This window comes from Erwinia sp. 009765445 (genome assembly GCF_058137865.1).
Window position 1 is genome coordinate 204,525 of the sequence record NZ_JBYUWC010000007.1, and the last position, 16,914, is coordinate 221,438.

17 protein-coding genes and 1 riboswitch are annotated in these 16,914 nt (G+C 52.1%); of the genes, 6 read left to right on the forward strand and 11 right to left on the reverse strand.

The window, feature by feature from the left end; all coding sequences use genetic code 11:
* Window positions 1-202 precede the first annotated feature (202 nt).
* The 3 genes from tolC to AC3Y5R_RS09895 all read left to right on the forward strand — a co-directional run bounded on the left by tolC (window position 203) and on the right by AC3Y5R_RS09895 (window position 3,675).
* A complete protein-coding gene (gene tolC, locus AC3Y5R_RS09885) occupies window positions 203-1,690 on the forward strand; it encodes an outer membrane channel protein TolC (RefSeq protein WP_489921183.1) in 1,488 nt (495 codons plus the stop codon).
* Between the two features lie 149 nt (window positions 1,691-1,839).
* Window positions 1,840-2,508, forward strand: a complete 669-nt coding sequence (locus tag AC3Y5R_RS09890; protein WP_489921184.1) for a DUF1190 family protein — start codon at window positions 1,840-1,842, stop codon at window positions 2,506-2,508.
* 6 nt (window positions 2,509-2,514) lie between these two features.
* Window positions 2,515-3,675: a glutathionylspermidine synthase family protein gene (locus tag AC3Y5R_RS09895; protein ID WP_489921185.1), complete on the forward strand. Its 1,161-nt coding sequence runs from the start codon at window positions 2,515-2,517 to the stop codon at window positions 3,673-3,675.
* 146 nt (window positions 3,676-3,821) lie between these two features.
* On the opposite strand, the gene ygiD is transcribed toward AC3Y5R_RS09895, so the two are convergent.
* On the reverse strand, window positions 3,822-4,607 hold the full coding sequence (gene ygiD, locus AC3Y5R_RS09900; RefSeq protein ID WP_489921186.1) for a 4,5-DOPA-extradiol-dioxygenase: 786 nt from the start codon (window positions 4,605-4,607) through the stop codon (window positions 3,822-3,824).
* Between the two features lie 222 nt (window positions 4,608-4,829).
* On the opposite strand from ygiD, the gene AC3Y5R_RS09905 reads away from it, so the two are divergent.
* Entirely contained in the window at window positions 4,830-5,693 is an 864-nt protein-coding gene (locus AC3Y5R_RS09905) for a MurR/RpiR family transcriptional regulator (protein ID WP_489921187.1), read from the forward strand.
* Here AC3Y5R_RS09905 and AC3Y5R_RS09910 read toward each other — a convergent pair.
* The 5 genes from AC3Y5R_RS09910 to AC3Y5R_RS09930 form a co-directional block, all read right to left on the reverse strand.
* Window positions 5,690-6,295 carry a 2-dehydro-3-deoxy-6-phosphogalactonate aldolase gene (locus AC3Y5R_RS09910; RefSeq protein WP_158780439.1) on the reverse strand — a complete coding sequence of 202 codons (606 nt, stop codon included), beginning with the start codon at window positions 6,293-6,295 and terminating at the stop codon, window positions 5,690-5,692. The two genes, AC3Y5R_RS09905 and AC3Y5R_RS09910, sit on opposite strands and share 4 nt — an antisense overlap.
* Window positions 6,282-7,154, reverse strand: a complete 873-nt coding sequence (locus AC3Y5R_RS09915) for a 2-dehydro-3-deoxygalactonokinase (RefSeq protein WP_489921188.1) — start codon at window positions 7,152-7,154, stop codon at window positions 6,282-6,284. The genes AC3Y5R_RS09910 and AC3Y5R_RS09915 overlap by 14 nt, the downstream gene beginning before the upstream one ends.
* Before the next feature lie 10 nt (window positions 7,155-7,164).
* Window positions 7,165-8,652, reverse strand: coding sequence for a sodium:solute symporter family protein (locus AC3Y5R_RS09920; protein ID WP_489921189.1), 1,488 nt, complete (start codon window positions 8,650-8,652; stop codon window positions 7,165-7,167).
* A 169-nt stretch (window positions 8,653-8,821) separates the two neighbouring features.
* Window positions 8,822-9,217: a RidA family protein gene (locus tag AC3Y5R_RS09925; protein WP_158780436.1), complete on the reverse strand. Its 396-nt coding sequence runs from the start codon at window positions 9,215-9,217 to the stop codon at window positions 8,822-8,824.
* A 15-nt stretch (window positions 9,218-9,232) separates the two neighbouring features.
* Window positions 9,233-10,669, reverse strand: coding sequence for an N-acyl-D-amino-acid deacylase family protein (locus AC3Y5R_RS09930; RefSeq protein WP_489921190.1), 1,437 nt, complete (start codon window positions 10,667-10,669; stop codon window positions 9,233-9,235).
* Window positions 10,670-10,871: 202 nt separating this feature from the next.
* Here AC3Y5R_RS09930 and AC3Y5R_RS09935 point away from each other — a divergent pair, with 202 nt between their 5' ends.
* On the forward strand, window positions 10,872-12,092 hold the full coding sequence (locus AC3Y5R_RS09935) for an amino acid deaminase (protein WP_489921191.1): 1,221 nt from the start codon (window positions 10,872-10,874) through the stop codon (window positions 12,090-12,092).
* 377 nt (window positions 12,093-12,469) lie between these two features.
* On the opposite strand, the gene AC3Y5R_RS09940 is transcribed toward AC3Y5R_RS09935, so the two are convergent.
* The 4 genes from AC3Y5R_RS09940 to ribB all read right to left on the reverse strand — a co-directional run bounded on the left by AC3Y5R_RS09940 (window position 12,470) and on the right by ribB (window position 14,694).
* Window positions 12,470-12,811: a DUF805 domain-containing protein gene (locus tag AC3Y5R_RS09940; RefSeq protein ID WP_489921192.1), complete on the reverse strand. Its 342-nt coding sequence runs from the start codon at window positions 12,809-12,811 to the stop codon at window positions 12,470-12,472.
* Window positions 12,805-13,233 (reverse strand): hypothetical protein, encoded by a 429-nt coding sequence (locus tag AC3Y5R_RS09945; RefSeq protein ID WP_489921193.1) that lies wholly within the window; start codon window positions 13,231-13,233, stop codon window positions 12,805-12,807. The genes AC3Y5R_RS09940 and AC3Y5R_RS09945 overlap by 7 nt, the downstream gene beginning before the upstream one ends.
* Before the next feature lie 5 nt (window positions 13,234-13,238).
* The gene (locus AC3Y5R_RS09950; protein WP_489921194.1) at window positions 13,239-13,607 is read right to left on the reverse strand and encodes a hypothetical protein; all 369 of its coding nucleotides are present in this window, start codon (window positions 13,605-13,607) and stop codon (window positions 13,239-13,241) included.
* Window positions 13,608-14,037: 430 nt separating this feature from the next.
* Window positions 14,038-14,694, reverse strand: coding sequence for a 3,4-dihydroxy-2-butanone-4-phosphate synthase (gene ribB, locus AC3Y5R_RS09955; protein WP_489921195.1), 657 nt, complete (start codon window positions 14,692-14,694; stop codon window positions 14,038-14,040).
* A 110-nt stretch (window positions 14,695-14,804) separates the two neighbouring features.
* A riboswitch (FMN riboswitch) is annotated at window positions 14,805-14,956 on the reverse strand.
* A 146-nt stretch (window positions 14,957-15,102) separates the two neighbouring features.
* Here ribB and ubiK point away from each other — a divergent pair.
* Window positions 15,103-15,390: a ubiquinone biosynthesis accessory factor UbiK gene (gene ubiK, locus AC3Y5R_RS09960; RefSeq protein ID WP_158782186.1), complete on the forward strand. Its 288-nt coding sequence runs from the start codon at window positions 15,103-15,105 to the stop codon at window positions 15,388-15,390.
* A 67-nt stretch (window positions 15,391-15,457) separates the two neighbouring features.
* Here ubiK and hldE read toward each other — a convergent pair whose 3' ends face one another.
* Window positions 15,458-16,885, reverse strand: a complete 1,428-nt coding sequence (gene hldE / locus AC3Y5R_RS09965; RefSeq protein WP_489921196.1) for a bifunctional D-glycero-beta-D-manno-heptose-7-phosphate kinase/D-glycero-beta-D-manno-heptose 1-phosphate adenylyltransferase HldE — start codon at window positions 16,883-16,885, stop codon at window positions 15,458-15,460.
* Between the last annotated feature and the right edge of the window lie 29 nt (window positions 16,886-16,914).

Sequence of the window (16,914 nt, forward strand, 5' to 3'; positions counted from 1 at the left end):
CGTGCTGGTTGTGACAAAAACGAGAAAAAGCAATCCCGATTGCGCCGGGAGTGTAGTTCTTAATGAATTATTTAAGTAAATTGTGGCAACATGGCACTTTCAGCCAACTTACCTCTTTAGTTTACTCTGCTAGAATCGGCGATAATTTTTCGGCTTACGTCAGCGCTACCATAGCAATTTTGCTGCACAACAAGGAATGCAAATGAAGAAACTGCTCCCGTTACTTATCGGCCTGAGCCTGGGTGGCTTCAGTGTCGCCAGCCAGGCGGAAAATCTGCTGCAGATCTATCAGCAGGCCCGGTTGTCTAACCCCGATCTTCGCAGTTCTGCAGCCGATCGCGATGCGGCATTCGAGAAAATTAATGAGGCCCGCAGCCCACTGCTGCCACAGTTAGGCCTGGGTGCTGATTATACCTATAACAATGGGTACCGCGACAATAGCGGTCTGCACTCCAACACCACCAGCGGCTCACTGCAGCTGACGCAGACGCTGTTTGATATGTCTAAATGGCGCGCACTGACCCTGCAGGAAAAAACTGCGGGCATTCAGGATGTCACCTACCAGACTGCGCAGCAGAAACTAATCCTCGACACCGCCACGGCCTATTTTAACGTATTAAACGCCATTGACACTCTTTCCTACACGGAAGCCCAGAAACAGTCGATCTACCGTCAGCTGGATCAAACCACGCAACGCTTTAACGTTGGCCTGGTTGCGATCACTGACGTGCAGAACGCCCGCGCACAGTATGACAGCGTGCTGGCGAACGAAGTGACAGCGCGTAACAACCTGGATAACAACGTTGAAACGCTACGTCAGGTAACCGGTAATTACTACCCAAGCCTGGCTTCGCTGAACGTGGACCACTTTCAGACGGAAAAACCACAGGCAGTTAACGCGCTGATGAAGGAAGCTGAAAGCCGCAACCTCAGCCTGTTATCAGCCCGTCTGACTCAGGATCTTGCGCGTGAGCAGATTCGCTCTGCTGAAACCGGCCACATGCCAACGCTGGATCTTACCGCTTCGACCGGCCTGTCAAACAGCAAATACGGCGGCAGCCGCGCTAACCAGACCTCTGCGACTTCTGACAGCATCACCGGGTCAAACCAGGTGGGTCTGAGCTTCAGTCTGCCTCTGTACAGCGGTGGTTCCGTGACTTCTCAGGTGAAACAGGCGCAGTACTCCTACGTTTCAGCCAGCGAGCAGTTAGAAAGCGCACACCGTACGGCGATCCAGACCGTGCGTTCCTCTTTCAACAACGTGAATGCTTCAATCAGCAGCATCAACGCTTACAAACAGGCCGTGGTATCCGCCCAGAGCTCCCTTGATGCGATGGAAGCGGGTTACCAGGTGGGTACCCGTACTATCGTTGACGTACTGGATGCGACCACTACTCTGTACAACGCCAAGCAGCAGCTTTCCGACGCGCGTTACAGCTACATGATCAACGAGCTGAACATCAAGTCTGCTCTGGGTACGCTGAACGAGCAGGATCTGCAGGCGCTGAACGCCCGTCTGGGTAAAGATGTCCCGACATCCCCTGACACCGTGGCACCTGAAAACCCGCAGCAGGATGCCGCTGCGGATGGTGGCCAGACAGCTTCTGCCCCGATGCAGGCGCGTGCCACTCCAGCGGCTGCGCAAACCAGCGCAACTGCCAGCGGTAAACGTAATCCGTTCAGTCATTAATGATGAACTGGGGGCGGCGACAGCTGCCCCCTTCACAATCAAACGTATAGCTACGTAAAGTTCCCCTGCCAGCACTCCCCTTCGCTTCAATTTTCACCGCTGTTCCCTTATCCTGAGCGTTACCTTTGGTGGGCACAGGACAGAACGTGATGAAACGGACTAAAAAAATTAATCATGCCTCCTTTCGCAAAAGCTGGAGCGCACGTCATCTCACCCCGGTAGCCATAGCGGTGACCGCGGTATTTATGCTTGCCGGTTGTGAACAATCGGATGAAACAGTCTCGATGTATCAGAACGCTGACGACTGTTCGAAAGCCAATCCTGGCAAAAGCGAACAGTGTACGACGGCGTACAACAACGCTAAAAAAGAAGCGGAGAAGACCGCGCCGAAATATGCCACCCGCGAAGACTGCGTGGCAGAATTTGGTGAAGGTCAGTGCCAGCAGGCACCTGCTCAGGCGGGGATCGGTTCCACCAGTGCCGAATCTCAACAGAGCGGCAGCTTCTGGATGCCGCTGATGGCGGGCTACATGATGGGCCGCATGATGGGCGGCGGTGCAGGCTTCGCTCAGCAGCCACTGTTTACCTCACGTGTGCCAGGCAGCCCGGCCAACGGCAAATTTGTCGATGCCAGTGGTAAAAGCTTCGGCACCGCCACGCCGGGCCGGACAATGACCGTGCCGAAGACAGCGCTGGCACCGAAACCGGCAACAACCTCAACCGTTACCCGTGGCGGCTTTGGTGACAGTGTGGCAAAACAGTCCACTATGTCTCGCAGCAGCGCCGCTTCCGGCTCCAGCCGCTCTTTCGGAGGCTAACGGGACATGAAGCGTCTTGCTATCGCTGAACGTCCGGGCTGGCGTGAAACGGCCACTGAATTTGGTTTCCGTTTCCATACCATGCACGGTGAGCCTTACTGGTGTGAGGATGCTTACTATCAGTTCACTCTGCAACAGGTTGAAAAGCTGGAGGATGTCACCCGCGAACTGCATCAGATGTGCCTGCAGGTGGTGGATAAAGTGGTGGGCAGCGAAGAGCTGCTCGCCAAATTCCGCATTCCAAAGCACACCTGGGATTTCGTGCGGGCCTCGTGGAAAACCAACCAGCCGTCGCTCTACTCCCGGCTGGACCTTGCCTGGGACGGGCAGACGGACGCCAAACTGCTGGAGAACAACGCCGATACGCCAACGTCGCTGTATGAAGCCGCGTTTTTCCAGTGGCTGTGGCTGGAAGATCAGCTCAACGCTGGTAACCTTCCCGCAGGCAGCGACCAGTTCAACAGCCTGCAGGAAAAGCTGATCGATCGCTTCGCCGCATTGCATCAGCAGCACGGCTTCAGCTGGCTGCATTTTGCCTGCTGTCGTGACACTGATGAAGATCGCGGAACGGTGCAATACCTGCAGGACTGCGCCACGGAAGCGGGCCTGCCGTCGGAGTTTCTGTATATCGACGAGATTGGTCTGGGTGAAAAAGGCCAGTTTACCGATGTGCACGATCAGGTAATTAGCAACCTGTTTAAGCTCTATCCGTGGGAATTCATGATGCGCGAAGTGTTTTCCACCAAGCTGGAAGACGCTGGTGTACGCTGGCTGGAACCGGCATGGAAAAGCATTATCTCCAACAAAGCGCTGCTGCCGATGCTGTGGAAGATGTTCCCGAATCATCCCAATCTGCTGCCAGCTTATTTCGCGGAAGATAACGTCCCGGCAATGGATAAATACGTGGTCAAGCCGCTGTTTTCACGCGAGGGTGCCAATATCAGCATCGTGGAAAACGGTCAGGAAATTGCCCGTGTTGACGGACCCTACGGTGAAGAAGGCATGATCGTACAGCAGTTCCATCCGCTGCCGAAATTCGGCGACAGCTACACGCTGATCGGCAGCTGGCTGATAGACGATCAGCCAGCCGGGATCGGCCTGCGCGAGGATCGCGATCTGATTACGCAGGATCTATCACGCTTCTACCCGCACGCTTTTATTGAATGATCGTAAAAAGCGGCGTGAAGGGAAATCGCCGCATGGATGACAAATCTGAGCGACCAGATAAACCCATCCGCGATCCGGATGATACTTTGCTTAACCCTGTTGGAGTAGCAAGTATCATCTGGCCGGATTTATCCGGCCCTCTCTTGCTACCCCACCTGGACAGACAGCATACTCAGCGAGGCCATCACCAGGCCATCCACCGGGATCGACACCGCTTCGCCTGACTGACGGGCGCCCAGCACATACAGCAGCGGCAGGTAGTGCTCCGGCGTCGGGTTAGACAGTTCAGCCCCTTCATGCTGCATAAAATTCACCAGCGGATGCTGCTCTGCCGGGCCTTCCCAGCTCAGGTTATCGCGCACATAATTATTGAATGAGGCAGCCCAGGAATAAGGCTCCGGATCGCCCTGCCAGCGTACCATACGCAGGTTATGAACCACGTTGCCACTGGCGACAATCATCATGCCCTGCTCACGCAGTGAAGCCAGTTTACGCCCCAGTTCAAAGTGGTAAGCAGGCGGTTTGGTGCCGTCCACGCTCAGCTGTACCACCGGGATATCGGCGTCCGGATACATCTTGATCAGTACGCCCCATGAACCGTGGTCAAACCCCCACTGCTGGTCGAGATGAACGTCGACAGGAGCAAGCGCTTCAGCCACTTCACGCGCCAGTTCCGGTGAACCCGGTGCAGGATAATGCGTATCGAATAACGCCTGAGGGAAACCGCCAAAGTCATGAATAGTGCGCGGTTTCTCCATCGCCGTTACCGCTGTGCCACGGGTATACCAGTGCGCCGAAACGGCAATAATCGCTTTCGGACGCGGCAGGGTTTTGCCCAGTTCACGCCAGGTTTCGGTATAAACGTTCTCTTCCAGCACATTCATCGGGCTGCCATGGCCAAGGAACAGTGCGGGCATACGTGTCTGACTCATAATAACTCCCCAGAATATGTCGGCTTGATGACGGCTACATTACGCCCATTTCCCGGCCGATGAACCCGGAGAAGTATGATGAAGATCTTCAGGAAATTTGAATGGCATGCGCTATGAATAACAAGAATAAACGGTTTTGTAAGGTGAGTATGATTTGACGCATCCCGCGGAAAAAGGCCATGATACTAAGTATCATTATATGCTTAGTGTTGATACCTGCCCATGGCCTACTCCATCGATATCATTTCCTGCATTACTGAACGATTTATGGCTTTGACTGCCACGGAAAAACGCATCGCACAATTTATTCTGGATGACGTAGCCACCGCGACCAATTTGCCCATTGCCGAACTGGCGCGGTTGACGCAGACCAGCCAGGCATCGGTCACCCGTTTTGCACGAGCATTAGGGTGTAAGGATGTCCGCGAGCTCAAAATAAAACTGGCGCAGTCACTGGCGGTCGGTCAGCGGTTCATTCTTGATGTTCCGGACCTTGAAGGCGTGCAGGGTATTTATGAGTCTATTATCAGCGTACTGGATACCAATCGTCGGGCACTGGACAGCCAGGCACTGCAAAAAGCGGTGAGCTTGCTGAGTGGGGCCAGGCAAATCCTCGTGGTTGGCATGGGGGGAGGATCAACTATTTGCGCGCAGGAGTTACAGTATCGTCTGTTTCGGCTTGGCCTGCCCGTGGTGAGTCAGAACGATGGCTTATTGGTCCGCATGATGTGTTCAGCAGTCGCGCCACAGGATGTGGTGGTCACGCTTTCTTTAGGGGGCTACACGCAGGAAGTCACAGAAAGCGCCGCAATCGCCCGGCAGTATGGTGCGAAGGTCATTGCAGTCACGCCGCCTGAAACTCCGCTCGCCGCCGTGGCCGATCTGGTGCTCCCCCTGCACGTCCGGGAAAATGATTATATTTTTAAGCCCAGCCCCTCACGCTACGCCATGCTGGCAATGATTGATGTGCTGGCTACCGAGCTGGCAATGGCAAATAAAGCTCAGGCCAAAGATCGCCTCCGCCGCATCAAACTCTCACTGGACAGCCTGCGCGGCGGCGTGGATCGTCAGCCTCTGGGGGATTAGTCTCTGTTTTGCCAGGCATCAATAAATTGCAGGGCATTTTCGCGGGTTTTGCCAGTATCCTGCCCGGCCCGGTAAAGATCGCTGCCCAGACCGGCTCCGGCACACCCGGCCCGTCTGTAGTTTGCCAGCGAGTCTGGCGTTACTCCTCCCACCGCCAGCACCGGAACATCTGCAGGTAATACGGCTTTCAACGCCCGAATGTACTCAGGGCCAAAAATGTTGGAGGGGAATATTTTTAACCAGTCTGCACCGGCCTCCAGGGCATTAAAAGCCTCTGTCGCCGTCGCGCATCCGGTACAGACCAGCATGCCATGCCTGACGGCGCGACGGATAACGTCAGGCTGCGTATTTGGGGTCACAATCAGCCGCGCACCTGCCTGTGCCAGAAAATCAACCTGTTCACCCTTTAACACTGTCCCTGCACCAATCACCGCCTGCCCACCAAATTGCCGCACGGCTGCCGGAATACTCTGCTGCCAGCCAGGGGAGTTGAGCGGGATCTCAATGTAGCGAAATCCGGCCTCAATCAGCACTTCAATATGAGAGGGCGCCTCTGCGGGGGTGATCCCGCGTAAGATCGCCACCAGTTTATTGTCTTGCATAAACCAGACTCCTTATTCCCTGTAAAAATGCGTTATCGCCGGGACACTCAGTGACCGCAACAATAATCTGCTCGAATGCCTGACGGTAACGGGCATTAAGCTGCGGACTGCCAACCAGAGTGACAGCGCCCCTCTTTTTTTGTCGGCAAAAGGCCGACACTTCTGCGCCAATCAGCAGACCAGATAAATAATCCGCTACCGATGTGACTGCCAGCGTTCCCAGCAGCCGATCGGCCCTTGCGGTAAACAGCCGTGAAATCAGCGAAGGAGTATCCATTCCCCGTTCAAGACCCAGTTGAAAAGCATCATTATCTGCCTGCTGTGCCGGTAATCCTTTCCCCGTCAATGAGTGGTTCATCAGCAGATGATGTAACTCGCCAGTCATTGCCGTAGAGAAATGGCAAATCTGGCCGTCATCTACGTCCACCCATTTACAATGGGTGCCCGGCATCACGTAGCATTGCGCTGGCATCAGCTGTATCACTCCTGCCAGTTGGGTTTCCTCGCCACGCATAACATCGCAGCCGTCCGCTCGCTGCACCATCAACCCCGGTACTATCCAGACATTGTCAGCCACCTCGTACAGCCTTTCACTGAGATCGGAAAGCGAAGTCGGGCAGGCCAGATAAGGCGTTCTTCTCCAGCCCGCATCGCTGCCAATCATTCCCGCCATCACCACCGGGACAGGCGCATCCTCACGCCAGGGTGCGATATATTGTCCAAATATATCGGCAGGAGACTGACCTTGAAGCTGAGTGATCCCCAGCGGCAACTGTAGCTGTTGCACACATTGATCGTCAGCGAACAGCCAGCAGCGTAAATGCGTCGACCCCCAGTCTACGGCAATCCAGCGTTCCATAATGTCCCTCTCAACTCTCTGTAGCTTTAGAACCACCCACGTTAAGCGGTGCCGTGCCAGGCTGTTCTTCACGCTCCCGGGTAATCATCTCCAGCGCCTCTTCCCGGCTGAGTTTACTGGCGGGTGTGATCAAGGTGACGAGCACAGAAGCGACCAGACTGGTCACTACTGACGGTATACAGGGGTTTCCCCAGTATGCGAGCCAGTGGCTGTCCATCAGTACAATCACCGATGCCGCCGCGCCACCCAACAAAGCCGCCAGCGCGCCCTGCCAGTTAAAACGCATCCAGAAGCGCCCAAGGATTGAACAGATAAACATTCCGGACATGATCATCGAGATCATTTTGGTGATATAGCTAATGATGTCATTGGAGGTCAGTGCAAAGATCAGCGCCAGACCAATGACCAGAACCAGGAAAATACGTGACAGGCGGATCGCTTTTTCCGGGGCCGGCATATGGCCGGTGATCAGCGTATAGAGATCGCGCAGGATAATAGAGACTGCGGCGATGGCATCGGAACTGCCGGAGGACATATTGGCAGACATCCCGGCGATAAGCACCGCCATTGCCAGCACCGGCGGCAGGACCTGAGTGGCAAACAGGAAGGCAAAACCGCTATTTTCCAGGTGGGAATTCATTGTCCACACGGCCATGCCGATAATGGCAGGCAGGAAAGAGAACATCAGATATAAAACCCCGGTGATGGTGAATGACTGACGTACTGAAGAGACATTTTTTGCAGAATAGATACGCTGACGATAAGACGGCGTTGCCAGCACACCAACGCCAATAACCATTGCCAGTGACAATGCGGGTAATACTCCCATTTTATCCACGGCAAATAAACTCTGTGCTGCCGGATCAACGGATTGTTTAATATGATCCCAACCACCGACATGGTGCACAGCCAGCACCGCCATTAAGATAAAACCGACAAACAGAACAATTGACTGAACCGTATCAATCCATACCACTGCGGAATAACCGCCGATTCCCACATAAACGATAAAGGCGAGAGCAATGATAATTTTCGCCGTATTAATATCAATACCACTGGCCCAGGCAAGATAGAGTCCACCACCTAATACATGAGCACCAAGCCAGCCAATCGAAGCGATAAAGATCAATACTGCCACAAGATTTTTTATAATCCGGCTGCCGCCGGTATAATAAGAAATTTCTTCGCTCATGGTCATAAACCGCAATTTACGCACCGGGGCAAATAACCACGCCACCAGCAAAATGCCTATGGCCCCTCCCAGTCCGTACAGCATCCCTGCCCAGCCATTGGAGTAACCAAACCCGACGGCACCTACGCTGGACCCCGTCCCTACCATTGTGCCTACGGTAGACCCCAGGGTTAAAATCATCGGTAATGAGCGACCACCCAATAAAAAGTCATCGCCATTTTTTTGATGTCGGGAAACATACCAACCCAGCGTAATCATGGCACAGGCATAGACAGTGAACCAGATTAAAAAAGACATATTGTTCATTGCTCTCGTCCCAATACGGTAAATAATGCCTTAGCGAATCGACATTATGGTGTTGACAAGAATAGTCCCCTGTTAATACAGGAGACCCACGAATGCTTTCAGTTAAAAACATAAAAAACTTATTTATCTTTTTGCTTTTATTACGTCCCCTTCCGCAATGGGAAAGGTTTTATTTCAGGCGTGCAGCGTTAAAACAGGTCACATCCACTTCTACTTTACAGTCCACAACCAGATCGGCCACACAGCAAATACGCGCCGGAGGATGTTCGCCAAAAATCTCACGAAAAACTTTATTAAATGACTGGAAATATCGCGAGTCGGTGAGAATAACACTCACATGCACCACGTCAGCAAGCGTATAGCCCGCTTCAGTCATAATATCGATACAGTTCTGAATCGCCAGGCGCGACTGTTCAACAATCCCCCCTTCGACAACTTCTCCCTCTTTCATTGGCGTCTGCCCGGAGACATAGAGCCAGCCTGCCGCTTCAACCGCCCGTGAAAAGGGAAGATGTTGCCCTCCCGTTCCCGTTCCCCCTGCCGTACCATAACGTTTAACAGACATACACCCTCCTGAGTTTTATGACTGACGCCGCAGAAAACGACCTGCCCGTCCGGTAATTTTTTGTTCACCGTTGTAGCTCATCACCCCGTTTACCATTACCGCGTCAATACCGGCTGCGGGTTGCTGGGGAGCGGTGAAAGTAGCCACATCACGAATCGTCTGTGGGTCGAACATAACCAGATCGGCGTAGTAGCCCACCTTTACCAGGCCACGCTGCGACAAATTAAAGCGCGCGGCGGAAAGTCCGGTCATTTTGTGAACGGCGGTAGCCAACGGGAACAGTTGTTCATCCCGGCAATAGTGTCCAAGCACTCTTGGGAACGCACCCCATAACCTTGGATGTGGCATCGGATCGTTAGGCAATCCATCAGAACCAATCATGGAAACCGGATAGCGTAAAACCCGACGCACATCCTGCTCATCCATGTTGTAATAAATTGCGCCTGCAGGCATCAGTCGTTTAGCGGCGTCCTGTAAGGAAGTCTGCCAGCCCGCGGCAATTTGTTGCAGCGTTTTGCCCGCCTGCTCGGGATGGGGCTCTGACCAGGTGATCACGATATCGAACTCGTCTGTCACCTGCCCGATATCCAGCGTGGACGAACTGGCAGAGTAGGGATAACAGTCACAGGCAATTTCCTGGCGCTGACGCATTTCATCAAAAAAAGGCAGTGTTTCCCGCGTACGGCCCCAGTTTTTGGCACCGGCGCATTTATGGTGAGACACCACAACCGGAACGTTGCCATGTCTGCCAATACGAAATGCTTCATCCAGCGCTTCCAGAACAGGCTCAAACTCAGAACGCAAATGAGTGGTATAAATCGCGCCGGTTCCGGACAGCTCTTCTGCCAGGGCCATCACTTCTTCAGTGGAGGAGTGAAATGCACTCGCATAGGCAAGACCGGTGCTGAGCCCCAAAGCCCCCTGGCTCAGCGCCAGGCACAACTGTTCGCGCATCGCCGCTATTTCCCCTTTGGTGGCGGTGCGAAACAGCGAGCTCATATGATTATTACGCAGTGCAGTGTGACCGATCAGGGTGCCCACATTGACAGATGGACGTGCTGACGCCACGGCATCGGCGTAAGCATTAACGGTGGGATAGATAAAATGTTCACTCCCACCCAATAAATTCATAGGGTCGGGGACCTGACCTTTGATTGATGCTGTCGCAGCACTGATGCCACAATTTCCCACAATCACCGTAGTAATCCCCTGGCTTATCTTTGGCAGATACTCAGGCATCCGGATAACGTTAATATCATCATGGGTATGCACATCAATAAACCCCGGTGACAGCACCCTGCCAGTACCATCAATCACCTGCCGGGCCTGTTGTGCAATGGTCGGGGCGATATCCACGATACGGTCCTGGTAAACCGCCACATCAGCGCGATACTGAGGGCCACCACTGCCATCCACCACCGTAACATTTTTAAAAAGCCAGTCGAGCTTCATAACGCCTCACTCCCTTTATGTTCTGACCATAAGTAGACCATCGCTGCGATATAAAAAAAAGTGGAAAACCACACAAAAACCATATTAATTAGTGATACTTTAAACCATTAAAAATCACAAATTTAGAATAAATACATTAAATTCAATAAATTAACAAAGATACAAAAAACAAACTCAGCTAAAAAAACCGTCAGGAGGCGTTATGAAGTATCACAAAGACCTGCTTATCTCACATAAATCCGCACAACTGTCGCGTGAGGCAAATGTGCTGCTTGAAGAAGTCTGTTTACCTGCCGCAACGATCAAAAAATCCGCGCTGGAAAACAATATTCAGTGGATGCAGCGCTATGCAAACCAACGCGGCGTGTCTCTCGCTCCTCATGGAAAAACGACAATGACGCCGTGGATTTTCAAAGCGCAGCAGCAGGCTGGCGCATGGGCAATCGGTGTAGGGAGCGCCTGGCAGGCGGCAGCGGCTATGGCGAGCGGCATTAATCGGGTATTGATGGCGAACCAACTGGTTGGTAAAGCGAATATGCAGGTTATCTCGCGCCTGAAGTCACACTATCCGCAGGTGGATTACCTTTGTTGCGTGGACAGCCTCAGTAATGCGCAGACGCTATCGGCTTTTTTCAGCTCGCAGGGCCAGAAAGTGGATATTCTGCTGGAGCTGGGTGTACCTGGCGGACGCTGTGGCTCCCGCACTCCGGAAGCCGCTCTTGCACTGGCACAACAAATAGCTTTGTTACCGGGCCTGCGCCTGCGTGGGCTGGAACTTTATGAAGGCGTGTTACATGGCGACGATCCACAGCCACAGGTAGAGAACCTGCTGCGTGACGCGGCCAGACTGGCCTGTCAGCTTGAACGATACGTGGAGGGGGAGTTCATTCTTACCGGGGCAGGTTCCGTCTGGTATGACGTGGTGTGTAATATCTGGCTGAATGCAGAAATCCCTGCAGCCTGCCGGATTGTCATCCGTCCGGGTTGCTATATCACGCATGACAAGGGGATTTACCATCTCGCTCAACAAGAGTTGAGAGCACGTGACAGCGTTGCCTGCGATCTCGGAGGGGATCTCATTTCGGCACTTGAACTGGTGGCGATGGTGCAGTCAGTGCCGGACAGCGATCGAGCCGTGGTTAATTTTGGCAAACGCGACTGCGCATTTGATGCCGGATTGCCCCAGCCCGTCGCCCATTACCGGGCAGGCCAGGCTTTGCCTTTCTCGCCGGAAGCCATGCAGAGTATCGGGATCATGGATCAACACTGTATGTTGCAGCTGGCTGCGGGTAGTGATGTTCAGGTCGGTGATATATTAGTTTTTGGCACTTCTCACCCCTGCCTGACATTTGATAAATGGAAAACGCTGCTGCTTATTGACGATCGGTACAATGTTGTTGATGAACTGGAAACGCTGTTCTGATCTTGCCAGCCCGATATATATCCTGATTAATTCAAGTTGCAGGACAAAAACGTCATCGTTTTTGAACAGCGCCCGCGCTGGCCCGCAGGGTGAGCTTCAGGGACGAGGCGCATAAATCCCGATGAGCAGACGACGGTAAGTGATTCGGGTGAATGAACGCAGCCAACGCACCTGCACCAAAACCAGGCGCCTCCAGGCGTCTTGAAGTATGACGGGTACAGCAGGGAGAGCGTAGCCTTCACTCAGCATCATAATGAGTGAATAAGCAGTGTCGGGGCTGGCCGTAAATCACACTGAAACCGGAGAAATCCCCGGTTTCAGTCAGTTAATACTTTGGAATTGATATGAATGATACAAGGTGCAGACTTTTCTCACTCTCAATGAGAAGCTTTCTTGTCCTTCGTGGATGAAGCAGGGAAAAAGAAAAATAATATAACCAGATAAGGTGCAATCAGCCATAACAACGCGAGAGCGCCGTTATAACCGCTGTCCTTAATCCTACGGATATTGCTGGACAGCAGAGGAAGCAAGAAAAATACCAGCGGCAAAAGACCTATGTAATTATTCACACTCATGAACTCAAGATATATTGAAAACCATATCATCTGAAAAAAGAAGAACACAGCATATTGTATTCGATCATCTCTCCCAGAATAACAAAATGTTTTCCTGAATCCCCGCAGTATAATCCTTACAATGTAATTAACAAGCGTCACCATTTTTTTCTCAACAAAACACAGAGCAGCGAAGAAATCACAAATGATGACAAATAATAAGGAGCCAAATTAACATTATTTACGGAATAGGCAACAACCACATTAGTTCCCATTTCCTGTTTTGGGTGAAAGACATAGAGAGCAATCACAAAAAAAACAGCATTAATGATAAAAAAACACACATGAATCCTGAGCCTCTCTTTTAAAGAGAGCGGTTTTATTTTTTGGAAAATAATAGCAACAACAAAAGACAGGAATGCTGACAAGACTGCAATTTTAATAGCCATTAAGACATAATCTCGTAGATCAGTTGTTACCAGACTCCAACCATTAAGATAAAATCTCACTGCGGGATCATAAGAAAGATAGCCAATAAAGGCATAGATCACGACAACAATCGTTAAAAATATGAAGTTATTTCTCATAATAGTTACCTGATGCCGTTTTTTTCAAGGCAGGTCATCAAATCTGATAGCTCTGTCGCTGACTCAATTAATAGCAGTTGATCGGTATCTTTATTATATTTTGCAGCTGTCACAGGAGTACCTTTCCCTCCATCCTCCATATGAAACCTAACTTCTTTTCTTCCGTAAAGATTAATTCCAGGTATTGGATCAATACCATAATTCAGAGGACCTTTATTCAACGAATATTCTTTTTTTAAGAGAGCAGGTACTTTTTTACTCTCCGGGATACCTGATAACGCGGTTGCCTTTAATACTGAACCACTGAATTCTATCACAAACAGCATTTCTCCATTATTGCTGTCTCTGGTCACAATTTGCGAGCCGGTAAGCATTTTAAACTTCTGCCACAATGTAGCATTCTATGAAGTAATCTTCTCACCCTCAATAAACATATCTTGTTTTCTTTTTAACTGATAAACCGTCTTGTGAACCTGTAATAAGGAAGGGCCAATATTCCCAACAGAAGGCATTATTGAATCACGGCTATAAAGACGTTCAACAACAATGAATAGATTTGTATTTTTTACATATTCAATCTTTGAGCTGAGAGTGTGCATAAACTTAATCCTTTAAGTTAAAATAAATACTTATTCCTATTATCAGGAAAAATTTATTAAAATTTATAAGTCCGTAAAAGTCAAGAGTATTTTCTCAATACGTGAATGTGAAATACAGCCTAAGCTGTAGCGATGAGAGCATAAAAAGGCGTAAATCACACTGAAACCGGGGAAATTCCCGGTTTCAGTCGGTTAAAACGATGATTTAGCTGGCCTGACGGGTTTCGCGGCTGCGGCGATAAGCCACCAGGTCTTCAATAGTGACGACCGGCATATTATGCTGCTTCGCAAATACGATAGCTTCCGGCGCGTGCGCCATTGAGCCATCATCGTTGGTCAGTTCACACAGCACACCAGCAGGTTTGAAACCGGCCAGCGTCACCAGATCGATAGTGGCTTCTGTGTGGCCGCCACGGGTCAGCACGCCGCCATCACGCGCACGCAGTGGGAACACGTGACCAGGACGATTTAAATCAGCTGGACTGGCATTATCAGCAATAGCTGCACGAATAGTGGTCACACGGTCTTTCGCTGACACACCAGTGGTCACGCCTTCTGCCGCTTCGATAGTTACGGTAAAGCCGGTGCCATAAGAGCTGGTATTGTTGTCGACCATCATTGGCAGCTCAAGCTGCTGACGACGTTCCTCGGTCAGGCACAGGCAGACGATGCCGCTACCGTGGCGGATAGTCAGCGCCATCTGCTCAACGGTCATGGTCTCTGCGGCGAAGATCATGTCCCCTTCGTTTTCACGATCTTCATCGTCCAGCACCATTACACCACGACCCTCGCGCAAAGCAGCAAGAGCCCGTTCCACACGCTGTTCCGGCGTGCCAAATTCAGAAAAAAGCGACTGATTCATGGTAAATAAACCTTTAATTTATGTATGGGTTACCAGAATCAGGGCGTGCTTAGGAGTGTCATGCAGTGACAAAAAAATAACGGCGAGGCAGGCAAAAGCCCGACAAGATACGTTACCCTCTCCCATCCGGACTCTAACCGTCGGCCCCGGAATTACACCGGATCTGCTGACCTTCAAACCGGGAGGTCTGAAGCGCTCGCGGGCTTTCAGCCGTAGCTGATTTACCGCCGGTGGGGAATTTCGCCCCGCCCTGAGAATAAGCCTGATTACTATAGCGCCGAAAAAATGGTGAGGCAACGAACAAAATGCGCAAATAGTTCCCCATTTCCTGCTTTAGCGTTTTCGGGTTTATCCTTTGAGGTTATGGCATTACACTTACAGAAACTTTGCCGCTACCAGGAAGCCGCCATGATTGACCCCAAAAAAATTGAACAGCTTGCCCGCCAGGTCCATGAGTCTATGCCGAAAGGGATCCGCGAGTTTGGCGACGATGTTGAAAAGAAAATCCGTCAGACTCTGCAGTCACAGCTGACCCGGCTGGACCTGGTAAACCGCGAAGAGTTTGACGTGCAGACTCAGGTGCTGTTGCGCACCCGCGAAAAACTGGCCGCACTGGAACAGCGCATTGCCGAACTGGAAAGCCGTGGTGTGGCCACCGCACCTGCAGAAGCGGTCAGGACCGAAGACTTGCAGTAACCCTCACTGCGGCATAAATGACAAGGGGGCGATATCGGATCGCCCCTTTCTTTTATCACCTGCGCCGTCAGGCTTTCGACTGAATCGCTTTAATGATGTTGCTGGTAGAGATGCCATCTTCAAAATTCAGCACCCGCACTTCCCCACCATTAGCCCAGACTTCTTTGCTACCGGCGATATCTTCCGGTTTATAGTCGCCACCTTTGACCAGCAGGTCAGGCAGGATATCTGCGATCACCCGCTGTGGCGTGTCCTCTTCAAACGACACCACCCAGTCCACCGCTTCCAGTGCACCCAGCACGATCATTCTGTTGACCAGTGGATTGACCGGACGGCTTTCGCCCTTCAGACGCTTAGTGGAAGCATCGCTGTTGACCGCCACGATCAGCCGGTCACCGAGTTTACGGGCATTCGCCAGATAGGAGACGTGCCCTGCATGAAGGATATCGAAGCAGCCGTTGGTCATCACCACTTTCTCACCACGACGGCGGGCCATCGCTACTGCTTCCTTCAGCTGCTCTTCGCTCATCACGCCGAAGCCAGATTCCGGACGTGCACGAATGGCATTTTCCAGCTCCACCGGAGAAACCGTAGAGGTCCCCAGCTTGCCCACCACCACACCAGCGGCAGCATTGGCGAGAAAACAGCACTCTTCCAGCGTATTACCCGCCGCCAGCGCAGCTGCCAGTACGCCAATGACCGTATCGCCCGCACCGGTAACATCGTAAACTTCCTGCGCCTGCGTTGGCAGGTGGAAAGGCGCTTTGCCCGGCTGCAGCAGCGTCATGCCGTTTTCTGAACGGGTGACCAACAACGCCGACAGCTCAAACTGCTCAATCAGCGCCATACCGCGCGCCACAATTTCCGCTTCGTCTTTGCAAAAGCCTACCACAGCTTCGAATTCAGAGAAGTTCGGGGTCAGGATAGTCGCGCCACGGTAACGTTCAAAATCGGTCCCTTTTGGATCAACCAGCACCGGCACCTTTGCCTCGCGGGCAATGTGGATAATAGTCTCCACACTGGCCAGCGCGCCTTTGGCATAGTCAGACAACACCAGCGCACCAGTCTGCGATAGCGACTGGCGGATGCGCTGGTGAAGTGGCTCAACGTCCACTCCTTCAAAACCTTCTTCGAAATCCAGACGGATCAGTTGCTGATTACGTGACAGTACGCGCAGCTTGGTAATGGTGGGATGAGTGGCAACCGGGACGAAATCGCACTGAACGTTGACGCCTCTGAGCGTCTCGTTCAGCGCCCGCGCCGCATCATCAATGCCGGTCAGCCCGATCAGCCGTGACTCCGCGCCCAGTGAGGCAATGTTCATCGCCACGTTAGCCGCGCCGCCCGGGCGCTCTTCGACGTTATCGACCTTGACTACCGGCACCGGGGCCTCAGGAGAGATACGGCTGGTCGGGCCGTACCAGTAGCGATCCAGCATCACGTCGCCTACGACGAGAACACCCGCACGGTTAAAATCGGGCAGCGTAATTTTCATTCCAGAGACTCCTGGCCAGTATCAAAAAA

Coding starts and splice junctions, on each gene's coding strand:
- AC3Y5R_RS09915 (WP_489921188.1), bottom strand. CDS start 7,154: ATGGAACGCTGGATTGCCGTAGACTGGGGGTCGACGCATTTACGCTGC.
- AC3Y5R_RS09935 (WP_489921191.1), top strand. CDS start 10,872: ATGAAGTATCACAAAGACCTGCTTATCTCACATAAATCCGCACAACTG.
- ubiK (WP_158782186.1), top strand. CDS start 15,103: ATGATTGACCCCAAAAAAATTGAACAGCTTGCCCGCCAGGTCCATGAG.
- AC3Y5R_RS09930 (WP_489921190.1), bottom strand. CDS start 10,669: ATGAAGCTCGACTGGCTTTTTAAAAATGTTACGGTGGTGGATGGCAGT.
- ribB (WP_489921195.1), bottom strand. CDS start 14,694: ATGAATCAGTCGCTTTTTTCTGAATTTGGCACGCCGGAACAGCGTGTG.
- AC3Y5R_RS09890 (WP_489921184.1), top strand. CDS start 1,840: ATGAAACGGACTAAAAAAATTAATCATGCCTCCTTTCGCAAAAGCTGG.
- AC3Y5R_RS09905 (WP_489921187.1), top strand. CDS start 4,830: ATGGCCTACTCCATCGATATCATTTCCTGCATTACTGAACGATTTATG.
- ygiD (WP_489921186.1), bottom strand. CDS start 4,607: ATGAGTCAGACACGTATGCCCGCACTGTTCCTTGGCCATGGCAGCCCG.
- AC3Y5R_RS09910 (WP_158780439.1), bottom strand. CDS start 6,295: ATGCAAGACAATAAACTGGTGGCGATCTTACGCGGGATCACCCCCGCA.
- AC3Y5R_RS09925 (WP_158780436.1), bottom strand. CDS start 9,217: ATGTCTGTTAAACGTTATGGTACGGCAGGGGGAACGGGAACGGGAGGG.
- AC3Y5R_RS09895 (WP_489921185.1), top strand. CDS start 2,515: ATGAAGCGTCTTGCTATCGCTGAACGTCCGGGCTGGCGTGAAACGGCC.
- AC3Y5R_RS09950 (WP_489921194.1), bottom strand. CDS start 13,607: ATGCTTACCGGCTCGCAAATTGTGACCAGAGACAGCAATAATGGAGAA.
- tolC (WP_489921183.1), top strand. CDS start 203: ATGAAGAAACTGCTCCCGTTACTTATCGGCCTGAGCCTGGGTGGCTTC.
- AC3Y5R_RS09920 (WP_489921189.1), bottom strand. CDS start 8,652: ATGAACAATATGTCTTTTTTAATCTGGTTCACTGTCTATGCCTGTGCC.
- AC3Y5R_RS09940 (WP_489921192.1), bottom strand. CDS start 12,811: ATGGTGACGCTTGTTAATTACATTGTAAGGATTATACTGCGGGGATTC.
- AC3Y5R_RS09945 (WP_489921193.1), bottom strand. CDS start 13,233: ATGAGAAATAACTTCATATTTTTAACGATTGTTGTCGTGATCTATGCC.
- hldE (WP_489921196.1), bottom strand. CDS start 16,885: ATGAAAATTACGCTGCCCGATTTTAACCGTGCGGGTGTTCTCGTCGTA.